The organism is Pseudogemmobacter sp. TB195 (assembly GCF_058313095.1).
On the sequence record NZ_JBZEGG010000020.1, the window covers coordinates 28,672 to 44,482 of the forward strand.

Here is a 15,811-nt window from a genome sequence, read left to right on the forward strand (position 1 = left end):
AGGCAGGCCCTTGCGCAAAGCGCGGGCCGGCCCTGGCGGGAAAAGGGCGCAAAGCCGCTCCAGGCGGAGAAAATCCGCGTGCAGGGACGGTTTCAGCGGGCGATCCCCGCCGGCTGGCGGCGGCTCTTTACCCTGCCGCGATCCTGCCCAGATTGGACGTCGGGGCCGGTGATGCCGCGCCCCGTCAGACTGAAACGGAAATACCGAAAGGATGACCCGATGAAACGCCCGATGAAACGCATGGCTCTCTTCGCAATGTCGCTTGGCCTTTTCGCTGGCGCAGCAGTCGCTCAGACCGCCCTGCCGATGATCGAGGACCTGGATGCCAGCGGTGACTGGTCGCATGCCGAGCTGCAATCGGTGTGGCCAGATCTGACCGCAGAGGGCTTCGCTGCCATCGATACCGATGCCAATGGCGCGGTCTCGCCGGAGGAATTGCAGGCCGCAGTTGATGCAGGCCTCGTGCAGCTGCCCGCGCAGTAACGCGGCAGATACGCAGCAGACTGGGGGGTGGCGTCCGGGCCGCCCCCCAACCCTTTTCCTCCCTTTGCCGTGCGTGAAAGCGTGGTCGCCAGCCTCACCGCCTGAACAATGGCGCGCTGATCAACGGCGCGTCTCGCAACCGGCCCGGCGGCCCCGGTCGCGCCCCCGATCAGATGATATACGGGTCCTGCCAGCTGAACGGGCCGCCCGCAATCCCGCCGCGCGGCGCCCGGGCCCACACCGGCCAGGTATTGCGTCCCCACAAGACATCTCACCACATCAAACCCGGCACTCCTGGCCCCTGACGTCGCAATACGAGCGCCGGACTTCACTCCCCGCCAGCCGATCAGCGTCGCGCAGCACATGCAAGCTCATCCCGGCACGAAGGCCAGGATCGCGCGGCACCACTCCGATGGAGAGGATCACCGCTTCAGTCTCGGCCAGCGTTGCGGCGCCGCAGACCCACCGCGCCCCGCGCCACCTGTCACCGATATTCAGAGATCTGCTCCGGGCGCGCGTGCCGCGCAATCCTGGCCTTCGTTCCTCGACATCCCTTGCCCTACCCGCGCCCGCCGCAGCACCTTGCGCGGCGGCCTCATCCCTTTGGTATGTCGCCTCCCCCGCGGTCTTGGCGCCAGCAGGCAGGGGGGGGGCGGGGAGGCGGTTATGGAAACAGCCATCCCGGCCCATCGCCGCGACCGCACGGGTGGCGGCGGTGGCAATCATTCCGGTGCCGCCCCGCGTCCGCCCGCGCGTCCGCAGGCATGTTCACGCTGCTGTGAAGCATGCCTCGATCACCCCGCTATCGCCGTGCCCGGTCACATGCTTAACTCCACCCATCCATGTCCAGCACCGGAGCCAGACCATGAGACCCGTCACCGCCGCGCTTTTCGCCTCAATCCTTCTTGCAACCGCCGCCTTTGCTGCCGAACCGAGCCAGCCCGAAGCCATTGAACGCGCAAAGCTGATGAAAGAGATCGGCACTACCTCGAAGATCCTTGGCGAGATGGCCAGCGGCAAAGCGCCCTATGATGCCGCTGCCGCCGACGCCGCCAAAACCGTCCTGATCGCCGCCGCAGGCCGGATCGACACGGTTTTCGCAACCGCAGGCGCAGAGGACCCGGTCTCAGAGGCCCTCCCTGCGATCTGGACCAGCTGGGAGGATTTCACCACAAAATCCGCCGGTTTCGGGCAGGCGGCCGGAGCGCTGGACACCAGCTCGGCCGAGACTATCAAGACAGGTATGGCCTCGATCGGTGCCAGCTGCAAAGCCTGTCATTCGGTCTTTCGCGAATAATCCGTTTTAGCCTCTTGCCCTGAAAAAAGCCGCGCCGCATCGCGTTGGAGCGGCTTTTCTGGTTTAACAGAACGCTGAAAAAATCTGGTGTGCGGGCCTGTTTGCCTTGAGCAGCGCCCGATGCCGCCGGGACCTGGCATAGCCGGCCTGACGGGCAGGTCTGCCGTCGATAGTGGAGTGACGGGAATTCCTGGTGACGTGCGGCGATTTGCGGTGTGACCAGCATCTGGTGCAGCCTCCGCGACACATTCGGCACTGTCAGAGCCGCGGTCTGCCGCCCGGGTCAGATCGGCCCGGACGACCCGGGTCTCCGGACCGGTCGTCGAAGCATGGCGCGCGCCGGAGGAGCGTTTCTCGCTGCGCAAATCGACTTCGGCGTTGCGCTTGCGGCATGTGGGGTGGGGGAGGATATGGGCGGTGCGCGGGTTTCTGGCCGATCGCCCGGATCTACGCCTCCGTCGGAGGTCACGCTGTCCTTCGGCTGGAAGCGCTTGATGGATGCCCGGCACGTCACCAGGGTACCATAGACCGGGAAGCGATCGTCCGACAGCAGCGGTTCTGCATCACGATGCGCCAGGCCGGGGATGATCAGCAAACATTCCGGAGGACTTTGCGCCTGAGGGGACAGTCATGACCCGACGGGACATTTCCGTGGTCAGCACCCGGTCACGGTTTTTTCGTGAGCACGGGTCGGGACCAGGACAGCGTCGTCGATCCCAGGGCTCACGAATCAGCGAACCAGAGAAACAGAGAAACAGCGAAACAGCAGGTTGCAACCGTTTGCGCGCTGAGCTGGTGCCGGGACCGGATCTTGCGCAGCGGATGCCGTGCCGGGATTCGCTCCCCGGGGGCGACGTCGCTGCACAGCGATCCGGTCGCCGCCCCTCGAGGCAGGGGTTTTCAGCTTCCTGTTGAGGCGCCGGGTCAGGCGCAGTTCATGCTGGTGATCTTTCCTGCCGCGTCCAGTTGGACATTCAGCCGCGCCTGGTTGTAATCCATCGTCACCGCCTGGCCCGGCGAAATCACCCGCATCGGATCGCGGCGCCCCGCAAGGCTCGCGAGCATGGCCTTATCCTGACCGATCAGATGGCCGGCGGCGCGGGCGCCGCAAGTGTCATCGGCAGGCGCGGGCAGGCTCGGCGTGGTATCCGCCGGGGGCGCAGGGACGCAGGCGCTCAGGGCAAGTCCCGCGCAAAGCGGCAGCAGAGTCAGACGTAACAGGGGCATTGCTTTCCTCCTTCTGTCCGGCGAACCGGGGCTGGTGTCAGCCGCAGGTGAGGCTGGTGATGTGATCCTGCGCATCCAGCGCGACATTCAGGCGCGCAGGGTTGAAATCTTCGGTGATCATATCGCCGGGGCGGATCAGACGCAGCGGGCCGTCCACCTCGTCTCCAGGCAGCGAGGTTGCCGGGCCGCCGGTCAGATGGGCCATGCGATCCGCGCCGCAAAGCGCCGGATCAGCGACCTTGCGCGGGGCCGGGCCGCCTCCGCCGCCTCCGGCACAGCCCGCAAGGCCAAAGCCCGCAAACAGCATCAGTCCAAATCCAAAGGCGCGGCTTCGCATCATCTTCCTCCCGGCAGTGTCGGTGGATTTAATCACATTCCGCCCGGGTTATGATCCCCTGATCGACGACATACGCAGTGATCCGCTGAGGCTTGCCATCGCCGTGACCGACGATGCCGCGCGGCGGGATGCCTGGCGGGATGATCCCTGAAGGCAGGCCATTTATCGCGCCGATCCCTTGCGAGGCGGCAGCTCTCTGGCCCGTATTCACTCCAGGCTGGCCCCGCGCAACAGAGAGGCCGCGGCAAAGCGGGAAACCAGAGAAAACATGTCCCTTCCTGCGTTGCTTTCCGTGCCCGTCTGCCCCAGGTTACGCGCGATTGTTAAGGGAGAAACATCAGCCATGCGTACCCGTGCCGCCGTCGCTCTTGCTGCAGGCAAACCGCTTGAAATCATGGAAGTGAACCTTGAAGGCCCGAAACGGGGTGAGGTTCTGGTGGAGATCAAGGCGACGGGGCTTTGCCATACCGACGAATTCACCCGTTCCGGCGCGGATCCGGAGGGGATCTTCCCCTGTATCCTCGGGCATGAGGGGGCCGGGATCGTGATCGAGGTCGGCGAGGGCGTGACGACGCTGAAGCCCGGCGATCATGTGATCCCGCTTTACACGCCGGAATGCCGGGAATGCTATTCCTGCCTCTCGGGCAAGACCAATCTCTGCACCGCGATCCGCAATACCCAGGGCCAGGGGCTGATGCCCGACGGCACCACGCGGTTTTCGCTGCTCGATGGCACGCCGGTTTACCACTATATGGGCTGCTCGACCTTTGCGAACCATACGGTGATGCCGGAGATCGCGCTGGCCAAGGTCCGCGATGACGCGCCTTTCGACAAGATCTGCTATATCGGCTGCGGCGTGACCACCGGCATCGGCGCGGTGATCAATACCGCAGGCGTCGAGATCGGCTCGACCGCAGCGGTGTTTGGCCTTGGCGGTATCGGGCTGAACGTGATCCAGGGCCTCAGGATGGCCGGGGCCGATATGATCATCGGCGTCGATCTGAATGACGATAAAGAGGAAATGGCGCGCAAATTCGGCATGACGCATTTCGTGAATCCGTCAAAAATCGAAGGTTCGGTGGTGCAGGAGATCGTCAATCTGACGAAGCGCGGCGCGGATCATCTCGGCGGTGTCGATTATTCGTTCGATGCGACCGGCAATGTCAAAGTGATGCGCGACGCGCTGGAATGCTCGCATCGCGGCTGGGGTGTGTCGGTGATCATCGGCGTGGCGCCGGCGGGGGCCGAGATCTCAACCCGGCCGTTCCAGCTGGTGACGGGGCGGGTCTGGAAAGGCACCGCCTTCGGCGGCGCGAAAGGGCGGCGGGACGTTCCGAAATTCGTCGACTGGTACATGGATGGCAAGATCGAGATCGATCCGATGATCACTCATCAGCTGAAGCTGGAAGAGATCAATCACGGCTTTGACCTGATGCATGAGGGCAAATCGATCCGGGCGGTCGTGGTCTATTAAGGACAACCCGCCTTAGCCCGCCCGCCCCTTCAGGGGCGGCGGTCTCCGGCAGAAATGTTGCAGATAAAAGAAAAGGGGCGCGTTGCGCCCCTTTTTCTGTATCCGGCCCCGAAAAAGGGGGCAGGATCAGGCGTCGGACGGGTTGGCGCCCAGATGCCTTTCGCCGCGGGTCTTTGCCAGGCGCATCTGTTTTTCGCGCTCGCGGAAACGGGTGCGGTCGTCAGGACTGTATTCCGTGACGCAGGCCGGGCAGCAGACACCTTCTTCATAGGAAGGGTGCAGGCGATCTGCGGCTGAAACCGGGCGGCGGCAGGCGCCGCAGCTCAGGTAATCGCCGGGGACAAGGCCATGGCCGACCGAGACGCGGCCATCAAAGACGTAGCATTCGCCGTTCCAGAGCGACTGTTCTTCCGGCACATCTTCGAGATATTTCAGGATGCCGCCCTTGAGGTGGAAGACATCCTCAACGCCTTGCGAGATCAGGTAATTGGTGGATTTCTCGCAGCGGATGCCGCCGGTGCAGAACATCGCGATCCGCTTGTTGTGAAAGCGTTCGCGATTGGCCTCCCACCAGGCGGGGAAGTCGCGGAAGCTTTTTGTGCCGGGGTCGATGGCGCCCTGGAATGTGCCGATGCCCACCTCGTAATCATTCCGCGTGTCAATCACCGCGACATCGGGGGCGGTGATCATCTCGTTCCATTCGGCGGGCGAGAGGTAATGGCCGACCGAGGCGCGTGGATCGACGCCTTCGATGCCCATGGTGACGATTTCGCGCTTCAGTTTCACCTTCATGCGGCCGAAGGGCATCTCGTCCGACTGCGCTTCTTTCCAGTCGAGATCCGCGCAGCCGGGCAGGGCGCGCAGATGCGCCAGCACGGCATCGATGCCCGCACGCGGGCCGGCAATGGTGCCGTTCACGCCTTCGGTCGCAAGCAAAAGCGATCCTTTCACGCCTGAGCGCGCGCAAAGATCCAGCAGCGACTGGCGCAGGGCGGCAGGGTCGGGGAATCTGGTAAAGTGATAGAGGGCTGCGATGGTGATCATAGGCGCGAAATGGACCTCCGGGGGCGTGAAATCAAGCGGATTGGTTGACGCAGGCGCCTGCCCGCGTGAGGGTGACCAAAATTCGGAGGGCCTGAGATGCGCGAAACCGATGCGGCGCTGATCGTCATTGATGTTCAGAATGACTTCTGCCCCGGCGGCGCTTTGGCGGTCGAAGGCGGTCATGAGATCATCGCCGGGATCAATGCGCTGATGCCGGAGTTTGGCTGCGTGGTGCTGACCCAGGACTGGCATCCGGCGGATCACAGCTCTTTCGCCGACAATCACCCCGGGGCTGCGCCGTTTACGGTGACGGAGATGCCCTACGGGCCGCAGGTGCTCTGGCCGCGCCATTGTGTGATCGGGTCAGAGGGGGCGGCGTTTCACCCGGATCTGGCGACCGACCCGGCGCAGCTGATCCTCAGAAAGGGGTTTCGCGCCGGGATCGACAGCTATTCGGCCTTTTTCGAGAATGACCGGGAAACCGCGACCGGACTGGAGGCCTGGCTCCGCGCGCGCGGGATCACGACTTTGGTGCTGGCAGGCCTCGCCACCGATTATTGCGTGGCCTATTCGGCGCTGGATGCGGTGCGGCTCGGGTTCCGGGTCGAATTGCGCGAGGATCTTAGCCGCGCGATTGATCTGGATGGCTCGCTGGAAGAGGCGCGGGCGCAAATGACCGATGCGGGCGTCGTGATGGTGGATCCGCGCTGATATTTCCTGACAGGAATGCTGGACAGTGACGCGGGGGGTTGCTTTAACCGCTTCACTGCCCGGAGGAGGCTGAGACATGGTCGATATCGCAACGCGCGTGCACAATCACAACTGGAAGATTGACCCGATTGTCCGGTCTTTGCTGGACACTGATTTCTACAAGTTGTTGATGTGTCAGTCGATTTACCGGAATCGCCCGGACACGAATGTCACCTTCTCGCTGATCAACCGCACAAAGTCGGTGCGCCTTGCCGATCTGATCGACGAGGGTGAGCTGCGCGAGCAGCTTGATCATGTGCGTTCGCTGAGCCTCAGACGCGGAGAAAGCACCTGGCTGCGCGGCAATACCTTTTACGGCAAGCGCCAGATGTTCCGCCCCGATTTCATGGAATGGTTCGAGGGGCTGAAACTGCCGCCCTATTACCTGGAAAAGCGCGACGGCCAGTATGAGCTGACCTTTGAGGGCAAATGGCCCGAGGTCATGCTCTGGGAGATCCCGGCGCTGGCAGTGATCATGGAGCTGCGCTCGCGGGCTGTGCTGAAGGATATGCACAAATTCGAGCTCCAGGTGCTTTATGCGCGCGCCATGACCCGGCTTTGGGAAAAGGTCGAACGGCTCCGGGCGATCCCGGGGCTGAAGATGGCCGATTTCGGCACACGCCGGCGGCACAGCTATCTCTGGCAGGACTGGTGCGTCCAGGCGCTGCAGGAGGGGCTGGGAGAGGCCTTTACCGGCACCTCAAATTGCCTGATCGCGATGAAGCGCGATATCGAGGCGATCGGCACCAACGCGCATGAGCTGCCGATGGTCTATGCGGCACTGGCTAAGGATGATGCCGAACTCGCCCAGGCGCCCTATCAGGTTCTGGCCGACTGGCATGACGAACATGACGGCAATCTCAGGATGATCCTGCCCGACACATTCGGGACCGAGGGTTTCCTGAAACGCGCGCCTGACTGGCTGGCGGGCTGGACCGGCATCCGGATTGACAGCGGCGATCCGGCGGCGGCGGCAGAGCGTGCGATCCAATGGTGGAAAGAGCGCGGCGAAGATCCGCGCGAAAAGCTGGTGATCTTCTCGGACGGGCTGGATGTGGCGATGATTGAAAAGCTGCATATGCAATTCCAGGGCCGGGTGAAGGTCTCCTTCGGATGGGGCACCAATCTGACCAATGACTTCCGCGGCTTTGTGCCGAATGACGCGCTGGCGCCGTTCAGCCTTGTCTGCAAGGCGATCTCGGCCAATGGCCGCCCGACGGTGAAACTGTCCGACAACCCGAACAAGGCAATGGGGCCGGCGGCGGAAATCGCGCGCTACAAGCGCGTCTTCGCGGTTGGCGACCAGCAGGCGCAAGAGGTGCTGGTCTGATCTGGCGCATCCCCGGGAGCAGGGGCGGAGCGGGAGTATTACTGTGACGGTCAGACATTTCTATCTGGCGATGGCTATTATCGGCACGCTGGTGCCCTGGCTGTTCTTCGGCTCGTTCTTTGCCCTGAACGGCCTCGATATCCCGCTCTTCCTGCAATCTCTTTTCGCGAACGGGGCCGCAGCGGGTTTTTCCATCGACGTGCTTTTGTCGATCCTCGTCTTCTGGGTCTGGTCCTGGCGGGATGCTGCGCGCAACAGGATCCGGCACTGGTGGCTGGTGCTGCCCGCGAGCTTCTTCGTCGGTCTGTCTCTGTCGCTGCCGCTTTACCTCTGGCTGCGCGAGCGGGCATGACGCGGGGCGACGGTGGGCAATCTGTTCCCGCGCGGCATGGCCCGCCGCAACCGGGAGGCCTCCGATAAGCCGTGCAGGAAACACGGCAAACTTTGCTGCCCGGAGAGGCTGGCTGTCTAAACAGATCCTGCGTGGTCATCGCGCGGTCAGAGCGGCTTTTCGAACCACACCCTGCTGAAGCCGTCTTCTGCGCCCCGTCGCGTCTCGACATAGCCAAGCTTCGGGTAAATCGCGATATTCTCGACCATTTTCTCATTTGTATAGAGAGAAATGGCCCGGAGCCCCTGGCACCGCGCCTCCGCCTCACAACGGGCGATCAGGGCCTTGCCGATGCCGCGTCCGGCAGCTGCAGGCAGCACCGCGACATTTTCCAGCAGCATCACATCCCCTTGCGGTGCAAAGACGATGAAGCCCAGGAGATCACTGCCATCTTCTGCGATCCAGACATGACCGGCGGCGATCTGCCCCCGGTAATCCGCCAGCATTGGCGCCGGCTTGCGCCCGATCAGCGGGATATATCGGGAATAGGCCTGTTCGGCACAGGCGTGAATGGCGGCTTCGTCGCAGGCCTCGGCCGGACGGATCATCGTGGCCTTAGGGGTAGCAGTGTGGCTGTCAGTCATCGTCGCCCACCTTGCCCCGCATCGACTTGACCTCACCGCGCGCGGATTTTGACGCGAGCCTGCGCTGCTGGCTGCCCCAGGTGGCTTTGGTCGCGATGCGGCGCTTCGGGACGACCAGCGCCTGGCGGATCAGCTCAATCAGCCGCTCGCGGGCGATCTCGCGGTTGCGGGCCTGGCTGCGGGTCTCATCAACCTGAATGACCAGCGCGCCCTCCAGCGTCCATTTCCGCCCGGCGAGGCGTTTCAGCCTGGTTTTGACCGGGCCAGTCAGATGCGGCGAGCGTTCGGCCTCGAATCGCAGCTCGACTGCGGTCGAGACCTTGTTGACATTCTGCCCGCCGGGACCGGAGGCGCGCATGAAGCTCTCCGAGAGCTCCCAGTCGGCGATAGCGATGGTTTCGGTGACATGTAACATGGGAAAATGGGGCGCAAAGCAGAGAAAGGGCCGCCTGATCGGCGACCCTTTCCGAGTTCCAAGGAGATGGGCCAGTTAGGAATTGAAGGCCCAATCAGTCGTTCGTCTTACTGAGGGGCTGCCCTCAGAAAACACCCCTCCTGACTGTCTTGACACCTCTCTCCAATATCACTCTAGACACTGGATCACCTCCTTTCGAAAAGTTTCCGATAGGGTGATGCTGGCACAGATTTGGTATCGATCAAGTAAATTTACGCAAATCTAGCGGTTACCTTGCCGATTATGATGCGGAAAGGCACCAGTGCGACCAGGGCAAGCGCAATTTTTACGCACCAGTCCCCAATCGCGAGAGAGACCCAGAACGGAGCAGCCGGTCCAAAGCCCAAGAGCGGCCCGGGTGCGGCGGCCCAGGAGACATCGACGCCTGGCTCGAGGAAGGTGAAGAGGGCGGAGAAGGCGATGGAGAAAAAGATCACCGTGTCGATGCTGGACGAGATCAGCGACGAGATCAGCGGCGCCTGCCACCAGGGACGGTTGCGGAGCGCGGTAAAGATAGAGACATCGGTCATCTGCGCGACCAGATAGGCCAGTGCCGAGCCGATGGCGACGCGCAGCGTGACCAGGGGGCCGGACACACCCATGATCTGTGTGCCGATCAGGGAACAGATAAGCCCGGTCAGGAACCCTGCCAGCACCACGATCCGTGCGGCGCGCGGTCCCTGAAAGCGGTTGACCAGATCTCCGACAAGGAAGGCGAAGGGGTAGGTAAAGGCACCCCAGGTCAGGAAATCCCCAAAGGGAAACTGCACGAGGATGTTCGAGGCCAGCACGATGGCGGCCATGGCAAGAATGCCAGGCAGAAGGCGGGTCATGGATTTGTTTTCCGTTTTGACAAGGTAGCGGAGACTTGGCCCCCACCTGCGCGGGGGACGGCGCTGATTACGCCTGTCCCGTCTTGCCGTCAATCGCGCGAATGCCTGCTGCGCGGGCATCGGGGGGCGCTGCCCCCCGCCCCCTTCGGAGTCCCCCGGGATATTTAGAGACAGATGAAAGAAGGGCTGCTTTTCATCTGTCCTTAAATATCCCCGCCGGAGGCCTTCCCGGGGCCGTATGCGGCTCCGGGAACATCTGTTGCTTCAGTTCGAGTCGAGCACGGCCTGGCACTGGCGTGGCAGGTCGGCCATGGTGAACTGGCGCGGGTGTTTTTTCTTCGGCGGATCTTCTTCGTCCGGGTCCTTCTTGCCAGGTTGCTGCTTTGGCGGGTTCAGATAGTCGGTGACCCACCAGTTCAGTGTCTCGTCACAGCCATTGCCGCCTTTGGAGAGGTCGCCCACCGTGGGCGTCTGGGTCTCGCAGGCGGTGGCGCCCGCCGGACATTTCAGCCGCACGTGGAAATGGGTGTCATGGCCTGCGACCGGGCGCAGCTTTTGCAGCCAGGCGGTGTCGGACTTCTTCGCGGTCTTGCAGATTTCCAGTTTGATCGCGGCGGCAACAAAGATCCGGTCCACGCGCGGGTCTGACGCCGCGACCTTCAGCAGGTTCTGCGCTGCCGGCCCCCAGGCGCGGGTGACCGATTTCTGATCGGCCGAACGCATCGGGATCGACGAGAGGCTCTCGCGCTCTGCCACCGAAAGGTCGAGCCGTTTTGGCGCGAGCCACCAGATATCGGCATCCAGCCCGATCTGATGGCTGGCATGCCCTGTGATCATCGGGCCGCCCCTCGGCTGGCTGATATCGCCTATGTAGAGACCTTTGCCCCAGCCGATCTGGCTTGCGGCGTAGGACAGGTCCATCAGGAATTCGACCATCACCGGCTGGCCCCAGTTGCGGTTTCTGGACAGGCGCATCGACTGCCAGTGCGGGCCGTTTTCCGGCATTTTCAAGAGCCCCGCCGCGCAGCCTTTCGCATAGGATCCGATCGGCATCGGGTCTTGTTGCGAGGGCGTCTTCCAGGCGCCGAGCAGGTCCTTTGCCAGCTGTTGTGAGGCTGCCGGCAGCGGCGCGATCAGACCTGCACAAAGCGCCGCGAGCAGAGGGAGGGCACGCAGTTTCATCATGGCTGTTCACCTTTGGCATTGACGAAGGCCAGCAGCACCAGCCCGAGCAGGAAAAGCGCGATCAGCGGCAGGCCGATCCCGATACGTTGCGAGCCCGAGATCATGCTTACCAGCGCGATGGCCGAGGGGGCGATGAAGCTCGCGACCTTGCCGGAAAGCGCGAAGAGGCCGAAGGCTTCGGTGGCGCGGTCGGGGGTGGTGTGGCGCAGCATCATGGTGCGCGATGCCGCCTGGACCACGCCGCCCGCGCCGCCGATCAGCGCGCCGCAGATCATAAAGATGCGATCGGATTCATTGGATGCGGAATCCAGCGCGATGCCCCAGATCTGGTCGCGGGTCAGGCCCAGCAGCACGAGGCAAACCAGCGTCAGCACCAGAACCGCCACTGCGATCACCGGCTTGGGCCCGAACGCGCGGTCGGCGCGGCCACCTGCCCAGGAACAGGCCACAGCAGCCACCGCGCCGACGATGCCGAAAATGCCGATCTGCCCGACGCTCCAGCCCAGAACGCCCGAGGCATAGACCCCGCCAAAGGCGTAAAGCGCGTTCAGCGCGTCGCGGTATAAAAGTGAGGAGCCGAGATAGGCGCTCAGGCTGCGGCGGAACCGCAGCGAGGCAATCAGATCCTTCAGTTCAGTCAGCGCGCGGCCCAGTTGCAGCGGGCGGCTGACGGTTTTCGGTTCTTTGACCCAAAGGAAGAAGGGGATCATGAAGATCATGAACCAGATGGCGGTGAAGGGGCCGACGATGCGGGTACCGATCATCGTCTCGCTGTCTTCGCCGAGGATCGGCCGGATGCCAAGATAGGTGCGCGGCCCGGCCTCGGCCGTTTCGATTGCGCTGAGTTCCGGCCCGGCGAGGCTGTCATCCTCGACCAGTGGCTGGCCGGCTTCGCCGATTGCGCCGGCATATTCGCCGCCTTCGTCCTGCGGGGCGGTGATGAAAAGGCCCAGCATCAGGACCAGTGCGATCAGCCCGCCCAGATAGCCAAAGGCAAAGCCATAGCCCGAAATCGCGCCGAGATCCTCGTGATCTGACAAGGACGGCATCAGCGCATTGGTGAAGATGGTGGCGAATTCCATCCCGATAAAGCCCATGCCGAAGAACACGACGGCCCACCACAGGATGCCGATCTCGCCGCCCGGCGCCACCCACCACAGCGCCCAGGCGCCGATCACGTAGAAGGACGAGAAGATCCAGACCCAGATCAGCCGCCGTCCGGTGGAATCGGCAATGGCGCCAAGGATCGGTGCCAGAAGCGCGATGATGATCGAGGTTGCGGCGATGCCCCAGCCCCAGAAGCTCTGGGCGGCGGCTTTGGCGGCCTCTTCGTCGAGACCGGTGCCCATGTAATAGCCGCGCGCCACCTCGGCGAAATAGGGGCCGAAGATGAAGGTCAGCAGGAGCGTGCTATAGGGCTGGCTGGCCCAGTCAAAGAAATACCAGCCCCAGATCCGTTTCTTTGCACTGACCATCACACGCCCTCTGTTTCGGTCATCAGTGAATCGCGAAACGGCCCCGGGCGCAAGCGCTCAGGCCTGCATCGGCGGCCAGGGGCGGGTGACATCGGCGTGTGACCAGGCCGTGATTCAGGCGGGAAACGGCGGGCATCAGGTCGGCAAGCCAGGCGCTTCGGCCATGGTTCAGCTCAGGCCAGGGGGCGATATCCCGGGGCAGGCAGAGATGGGTGTCAAAGGGCGCAAGTTCCGGTTGCCGCCGTGCTCTGGCGATCACGAGGGCCATGCCCATCCAGGGGTACATCGTGTTCTCTGTATGGCGCCCGGCTCTGAACTGCGCGTGATCGTGCGCGCCGCGGGGGGATCCGAACCTGAGGACAAGGATGTTTCCACGCGCGCAGCAACGCTCCGGCTGCATCCGTTAACCGGGGCTTCACCGCTGCCCTGTCACCATTGGGGAGAGACAGACCTGCAGCACGGCAGACCTGGGGCACGGCAGATCATGCGCCAGACAGAGCGGGCGCATGACAGACTGGCGTCAGCCCGCTTTGACTTGCCCTGAGACCCGGCTCGCGCTACCTGTTCCAAAGCTGGCATGATGAGGAAAAGATGAAGTCCGTTTTCGATATTCTGATGCTTCTCCTCGGTGTGGCGCAATTTGTGGTGCTCGCCCATGTCATTCTCAGCTGGCTGATCAATTTCCAGGTGCTGAATATCCGCCAGCCGCTGGTGGCCCAGATCTGGTACAGCCTGAACCGCCTGCTCGAGCCGGTTTACAACCGCGTCCGCAGCATTCTGCCAACGATGCAGGGCATTGATTTCGCGCCGCTGGTGGTCCTGCTCGTGATCATCGGGCTTCGGATGATCCTTCTCAACAACCAATACGCCTTCATGTGATGCGCGACAGCGTCCCTCTCTCTCCCGCCGCGCTGCTGGCGGAGATATTCGGATTCCAGGGTTTTCGCCCCGGCCAGGCCGAGATCGTAGAGGCGGTGACGGCCGGGCTGAACACGCTGGCGATCATGCCGACGGGTGGCGGGAAATCGCTGTGTTTCCAGCTGCCTGCTCTGTGCCGCGACGGTGTGACGGTGGTGATCTCGCCGCTGATCGCCCTGATGCGCGACCAGGTCCGGGGCCTGCGCGAGGCGGGGGTCGAGGCGGGCGCGCTGACCTCCGGCAATACCGATGAGGAAACCGAAGAGGTCTTTCAGGCGCTGGATGAGGGGCGGCTGAAGCTTCTTTACATGGCGCCGGAACGCCTGGCGGCGGGGGCGACTTCGGCGCTGCTCCGCCGGATCAATGTGACGCTGATCGCGGTCGATGAGGCGCATTGCGTCAGCCAGTGGGGCCATGATTTCCGCCCTGATTACCTGCGCATCGGGGAACTCAGGCGCGCGCTGAACGTGCCGCTTGCCGCCTTCACCGCCACCGCGGATGAGGAAACCCGGGCCGAAATCGTGCAGCGCCTGTTTGATGGCGCGCAGCCCGAGACGTTTCTGCGCGGCTTTGACCGCCCGAATATCCACCTCTCCTTCGCGGCCAAAGACACGCCGCGCGAACAGATCCTGCGCTATGCGGCGGCGCGGCGTGGTCAGTCCGGCATTGTTTATTGCGGCACCCGCGCCAAGACCGAGACGCTGGCCCAGGCTTTGCGCGAGGCGGGCCATTCCGCCTTGCATTACCATGGCGGCATGGAGGCGGGTGACCGTCGCAATGTCGAGACCCGGTTCCAGCGCGATGACGGGCTGATCGTGGTGGCGACGGTGGCCTTCGGGATGGGGATCGACAAGCCCGATATCCGCTGGGTCGCCCATGCCGACTTGCCGAAGTCCATCGAATCCTATTACCAGGAGATCGGCCGTGCCGGGCGCGATGGCGCGCCCGCCGAGGCGCTGACGCTTTATGGCGCCGATGATATCCGCTACCGCCGCACCCAGATCGACGAGGGGGCCGCGCCGCCCGAGCGCAAGGCCGCCGATCATGGCCGCCTCAACGCGCTACTGGGTCTGGCCGAGGCGCTGGCCTGCCGCCGCCAGGTGCTGCTGGCCTATTTCGGCGAGGCAAGCGGGCCTTGCGGCAATTGCGATCTCTGCACCACGCCGCCGGCGGTGTTTGATGGTACAGAACCCGTGCGCAAGGCGCTTTCCGCCGTGCTCAGGACCGGCGAAAGCTATGGCGCCGGCCATCTGATTGACATTCTCACCGGCACCTCGACCGAAAAGGTGCGCGCGCGCGGGCATCAGGATCTGCCGACCTTCGGGGTCGGGCGCGAGCTTTCGAAAGCCGCCTGGGGATCGGTTTTTCTGCAGATGATGGGGCGCGATCTTCTGCGGCCGGATTTTGAACGCCACGGCGCGCTGAGAATGACCGATGCCGCCCGCCCGGTCTTGCGCGGTGAGGTGGACATCCAGCTTCGCCGCCCCGATATCCGCGCCCCGAAATCGGTGGTCAAGGCGCTGGTGGCCGAGGAAGATGCGCCGATCCTCTCGGCGCTGAAAGCCAAACGCCGTGCCCTTGCCGAGGCGGCGGGGGTCCCGGCCTATGTGATTTTCGCCGACCGCACCCTGATCGAGATGGCCGAGAAACGGCCCGAAACCCTGGATCAGATGGCGCAGATTTCCGGGGTTGGCGCGAAAAAGCTGGAAAGCTACGGGCTGGCATTCCTCCAGGTGATCGCGTCGGGGATGCAGGCGCCGCATCCGGCGCGGATGGCGCTGGCGGGGCAGGCGGCGGGCGCGGTCTATGACCTTCTGGCCGAGGCGCAGCTGCGGCTCGCGCGGGGCGAGGACGGGATCGGCAAACATCTTTCCTGCAATGCGGCCACCTTGCGCCAGATTGCCGAACGCCGCCCGTCAAGCCTGACCGAGCTGGAGCGGGTTCAGGGCATGGGACAGCAAAAGGCCGAGCGATTCGGCCCGGCCTTCCTTGATATTCTGCATCGGGCTGCCGGTACGCGCTGAGGCTT

General features: G+C 63.6%; 18 protein-coding genes. 9 read left to right on the plus strand and 9 right to left on the minus strand.

Annotated features, from left to right (window positions below):
• The first annotated feature begins 219 nt into the window (after positions 1–219).
• Positions 220–483 carry a penta-EF hand family protein gene (locus AC4FS3_RS19295; protein ID WP_198839041.1) on the plus strand — a complete coding sequence of 88 codons (264 nt, stop codon included), beginning with the start codon at positions 220–222 and terminating at the stop codon, positions 481–483.
• A 279-nt stretch (positions 484–762) separates the two neighbouring features.
• Here the strand turns inward: AC4FS3_RS19295 and AC4FS3_RS19300 are convergent, their stop codons facing one another.
• Positions 763–1,209 carry a hypothetical protein gene (locus AC4FS3_RS19300; RefSeq protein WP_491021897.1) on the minus strand — a complete coding sequence of 149 codons (447 nt, stop codon included), beginning with the start codon at positions 1,207–1,209 and terminating at the stop codon, positions 763–765.
• A gap of 139 nt (positions 1,210–1,348) precedes the next feature.
• On the opposite strand from AC4FS3_RS19300, the gene AC4FS3_RS19305 reads away from it, so the two are divergent.
• Positions 1,349–1,780, plus strand: coding sequence for a c-type cytochrome (locus AC4FS3_RS19305; RefSeq protein WP_491021898.1), 432 nt, complete (start codon positions 1,349–1,351; stop codon positions 1,778–1,780).
• Positions 1,781–2,704: 924 nt separating this feature from the next.
• Here AC4FS3_RS19305 and AC4FS3_RS19310 read toward each other — a convergent pair.
• Together AC4FS3_RS19310 and AC4FS3_RS19315 are read right to left on the minus strand one after the other, a co-directional pair.
• Positions 2,705–3,007, minus strand: a complete 303-nt coding sequence (locus AC4FS3_RS19310) for an I78 family peptidase inhibitor (protein WP_491021899.1) — start codon at positions 3,005–3,007, stop codon at positions 2,705–2,707.
• 37 nt (positions 3,008–3,044) lie between these two features.
• The gene (locus AC4FS3_RS19315) at positions 3,045–3,344 is read right to left on the minus strand and encodes an I78 family peptidase inhibitor (RefSeq protein WP_491021900.1); all 300 of its coding nucleotides are present in this window, start codon (positions 3,342–3,344) and stop codon (positions 3,045–3,047) included.
• 22 nt (positions 3,345–3,366) lie between these two features.
• On the opposite strand from AC4FS3_RS19315, the gene AC4FS3_RS19320 reads away from it, so the two are divergent.
• A complete protein-coding gene (locus tag AC4FS3_RS19320; RefSeq protein ID WP_283177053.1) occupies positions 3,367–3,495 on the plus strand; it encodes a hypothetical protein in 129 nt (42 codons plus the stop codon).
• A gap of 192 nt (positions 3,496–3,687) precedes the next feature.
• The gene (locus AC4FS3_RS19325) at positions 3,688–4,818 is read left to right on the plus strand and encodes an S-(hydroxymethyl)glutathione dehydrogenase/class III alcohol dehydrogenase (protein ID WP_092895544.1); all 1,131 of its coding nucleotides are present in this window, start codon (positions 3,688–3,690) and stop codon (positions 4,816–4,818) included.
• Positions 4,819–4,944: 126 nt separating this feature from the next.
• Here the strand turns inward: AC4FS3_RS19325 and trhO are convergent, their stop codons facing one another.
• On the minus strand, positions 4,945–5,862 hold the full coding sequence (trhO, locus tag AC4FS3_RS19330; RefSeq protein ID WP_491021901.1) for an oxygen-dependent tRNA uridine(34) hydroxylase TrhO: 918 nt from the start codon (positions 5,860–5,862) through the stop codon (positions 4,945–4,947).
• 96 nt (positions 5,863–5,958) lie between these two features.
• On the opposite strand from trhO, the gene pncA reads away from it, so the two are divergent.
• From pncA to AC4FS3_RS19345, 3 genes are all read left to right on the plus strand, one after another.
• Entirely contained in the window at positions 5,959–6,573 is a 615-nt protein-coding gene (pncA, locus tag AC4FS3_RS19335; RefSeq protein ID WP_491021902.1) for a bifunctional nicotinamidase/pyrazinamidase, read from the plus strand.
• A 76-nt stretch (positions 6,574–6,649) separates the two neighbouring features.
• Positions 6,650–7,942 carry a nicotinate phosphoribosyltransferase gene (pncB, locus tag AC4FS3_RS19340; RefSeq protein WP_092895550.1) on the plus strand — a complete coding sequence of 431 codons (1,293 nt, stop codon included), beginning with the start codon at positions 6,650–6,652 and terminating at the stop codon, positions 7,940–7,942.
• A 43-nt stretch (positions 7,943–7,985) separates the two neighbouring features.
• On the plus strand, positions 7,986–8,294 hold the full coding sequence (locus tag AC4FS3_RS19345; RefSeq protein ID WP_491021903.1) for a DUF2834 domain-containing protein: 309 nt from the start codon (positions 7,986–7,988) through the stop codon (positions 8,292–8,294).
• A gap of 146 nt (positions 8,295–8,440) precedes the next feature.
• Here the strand turns inward: AC4FS3_RS19345 and AC4FS3_RS19350 are convergent, their stop codons facing one another.
• The 5 genes from AC4FS3_RS19350 to AC4FS3_RS19370 form a co-directional block, all read right to left on the minus strand.
• On the minus strand, positions 8,441–8,917 hold the full coding sequence (locus tag AC4FS3_RS19350) for a GNAT family N-acetyltransferase (protein WP_491021904.1): 477 nt from the start codon (positions 8,915–8,917) through the stop codon (positions 8,441–8,443).
• Positions 8,910–9,332: an alternative ribosome rescue aminoacyl-tRNA hydrolase ArfB gene (arfB, locus tag AC4FS3_RS19355; RefSeq protein ID WP_491021905.1), complete on the minus strand. Its 423-nt coding sequence runs from the start codon at positions 9,330–9,332 to the stop codon at positions 8,910–8,912. Before arfB ends, AC4FS3_RS19350 begins: the two co-directional genes overlap by 8 nt.
• Positions 9,333–9,583: 251 nt before the next feature.
• A complete protein-coding gene (locus AC4FS3_RS19360) occupies positions 9,584–10,204 on the minus strand; it encodes a queuosine precursor transporter (protein WP_283177060.1) in 621 nt (206 codons plus the stop codon).
• Positions 10,205–10,468: 264 nt separating this feature from the next.
• Positions 10,469–11,389, minus strand: coding sequence for a penicillin-insensitive murein endopeptidase (gene mepA / locus AC4FS3_RS19365; RefSeq protein ID WP_491021906.1), 921 nt, complete (start codon positions 11,387–11,389; stop codon positions 10,469–10,471).
• Positions 11,386–12,864: an MFS transporter gene (locus AC4FS3_RS19370; protein WP_491021907.1), complete on the minus strand. Its 1,479-nt coding sequence runs from the start codon at positions 12,862–12,864 to the stop codon at positions 11,386–11,388. Before AC4FS3_RS19370 ends, mepA begins: the two co-directional genes overlap by 4 nt.
• A 591-nt stretch (positions 12,865–13,455) precedes the next feature.
• Here AC4FS3_RS19370 and AC4FS3_RS19375 point away from each other — a divergent pair.
• The gene (locus AC4FS3_RS19375) at positions 13,456–13,743 is read left to right on the plus strand and encodes a YggT family protein (RefSeq protein WP_491021908.1); all 288 of its coding nucleotides are present in this window, start codon (positions 13,456–13,458) and stop codon (positions 13,741–13,743) included.
• Entirely contained in the window at positions 13,743–15,806 is a 2,064-nt protein-coding gene (gene recQ / locus AC4FS3_RS19380; RefSeq protein ID WP_491021909.1) for a DNA helicase RecQ, read from the plus strand. The genes AC4FS3_RS19375 and recQ overlap by 1 nt, the downstream gene beginning before the upstream one ends.
• The last annotated feature ends 5 nt before the right edge of the window (positions 15,807–15,811 follow it).

Excerpts from the sequence above, each read along its gene's own strand:
- pncB (WP_092895550.1), top strand. The coding sequence starts at position 6,650 with ATGGTCGATATCGCAACGCGCGTGCACAATCACAACTGGAAGATTGAC.
- recQ (WP_491021909.1), top strand. The coding sequence starts at position 13,743 with ATGCGCGACAGCGTCCCTCTCTCTCCCGCCGCGCTGCTGGCGGAGATA.
- pncA (WP_491021902.1), top strand. The coding sequence starts at position 5,959 with ATGCGCGAAACCGATGCGGCGCTGATCGTCATTGATGTTCAGAATGAC.
- AC4FS3_RS19295 (WP_198839041.1), top strand. The coding sequence starts at position 220 with ATGAAACGCCCGATGAAACGCATGGCTCTCTTCGCAATGTCGCTTGGC.
- AC4FS3_RS19370 (WP_491021907.1), bottom strand. The coding sequence starts at position 12,864 with ATGGTCAGTGCAAAGAAACGGATCTGGGGCTGGTATTTCTTTGACTGG.
- mepA (WP_491021906.1), bottom strand. The coding sequence starts at position 11,389 with ATGATGAAACTGCGTGCCCTCCCTCTGCTCGCGGCGCTTTGTGCAGGT.
- AC4FS3_RS19310 (WP_491021899.1), bottom strand. The coding sequence starts at position 3,007 with ATGCCCCTGTTACGTCTGACTCTGCTGCCGCTTTGCGCGGGACTTGCC.
- AC4FS3_RS19305 (WP_491021898.1), top strand. The coding sequence starts at position 1,349 with ATGAGACCCGTCACCGCCGCGCTTTTCGCCTCAATCCTTCTTGCAACC.
- trhO (WP_491021901.1), bottom strand. The coding sequence starts at position 5,862 with ATGATCACCATCGCAGCCCTCTATCACTTTACCAGATTCCCCGACCCT.
- AC4FS3_RS19360 (WP_283177060.1), bottom strand. The coding sequence starts at position 10,204 with ATGACCCGCCTTCTGCCTGGCATTCTTGCCATGGCCGCCATCGTGCTG.
- AC4FS3_RS19375 (WP_491021908.1), top strand. The coding sequence starts at position 13,456 with ATGAAGTCCGTTTTCGATATTCTGATGCTTCTCCTCGGTGTGGCGCAA.
- arfB (WP_491021905.1), bottom strand. The coding sequence starts at position 9,332 with ATGTTACATGTCACCGAAACCATCGCTATCGCCGACTGGGAGCTCTCG.
- AC4FS3_RS19350 (WP_491021904.1), bottom strand. The coding sequence starts at position 8,917 with ATGACTGACAGCCACACTGCTACCCCTAAGGCCACGATGATCCGTCCG.
- AC4FS3_RS19325 (WP_092895544.1), top strand. The coding sequence starts at position 3,688 with ATGCGTACCCGTGCCGCCGTCGCTCTTGCTGCAGGCAAACCGCTTGAA.
- AC4FS3_RS19300 (WP_491021897.1), bottom strand. The coding sequence starts at position 1,209 with ATGATTGCCACCGCCGCCACCCGTGCGGTCGCGGCGATGGGCCGGGAT.
- AC4FS3_RS19315 (WP_491021900.1), bottom strand. The coding sequence starts at position 3,344 with ATGCGAAGCCGCGCCTTTGGATTTGGACTGATGCTGTTTGCGGGCTTT.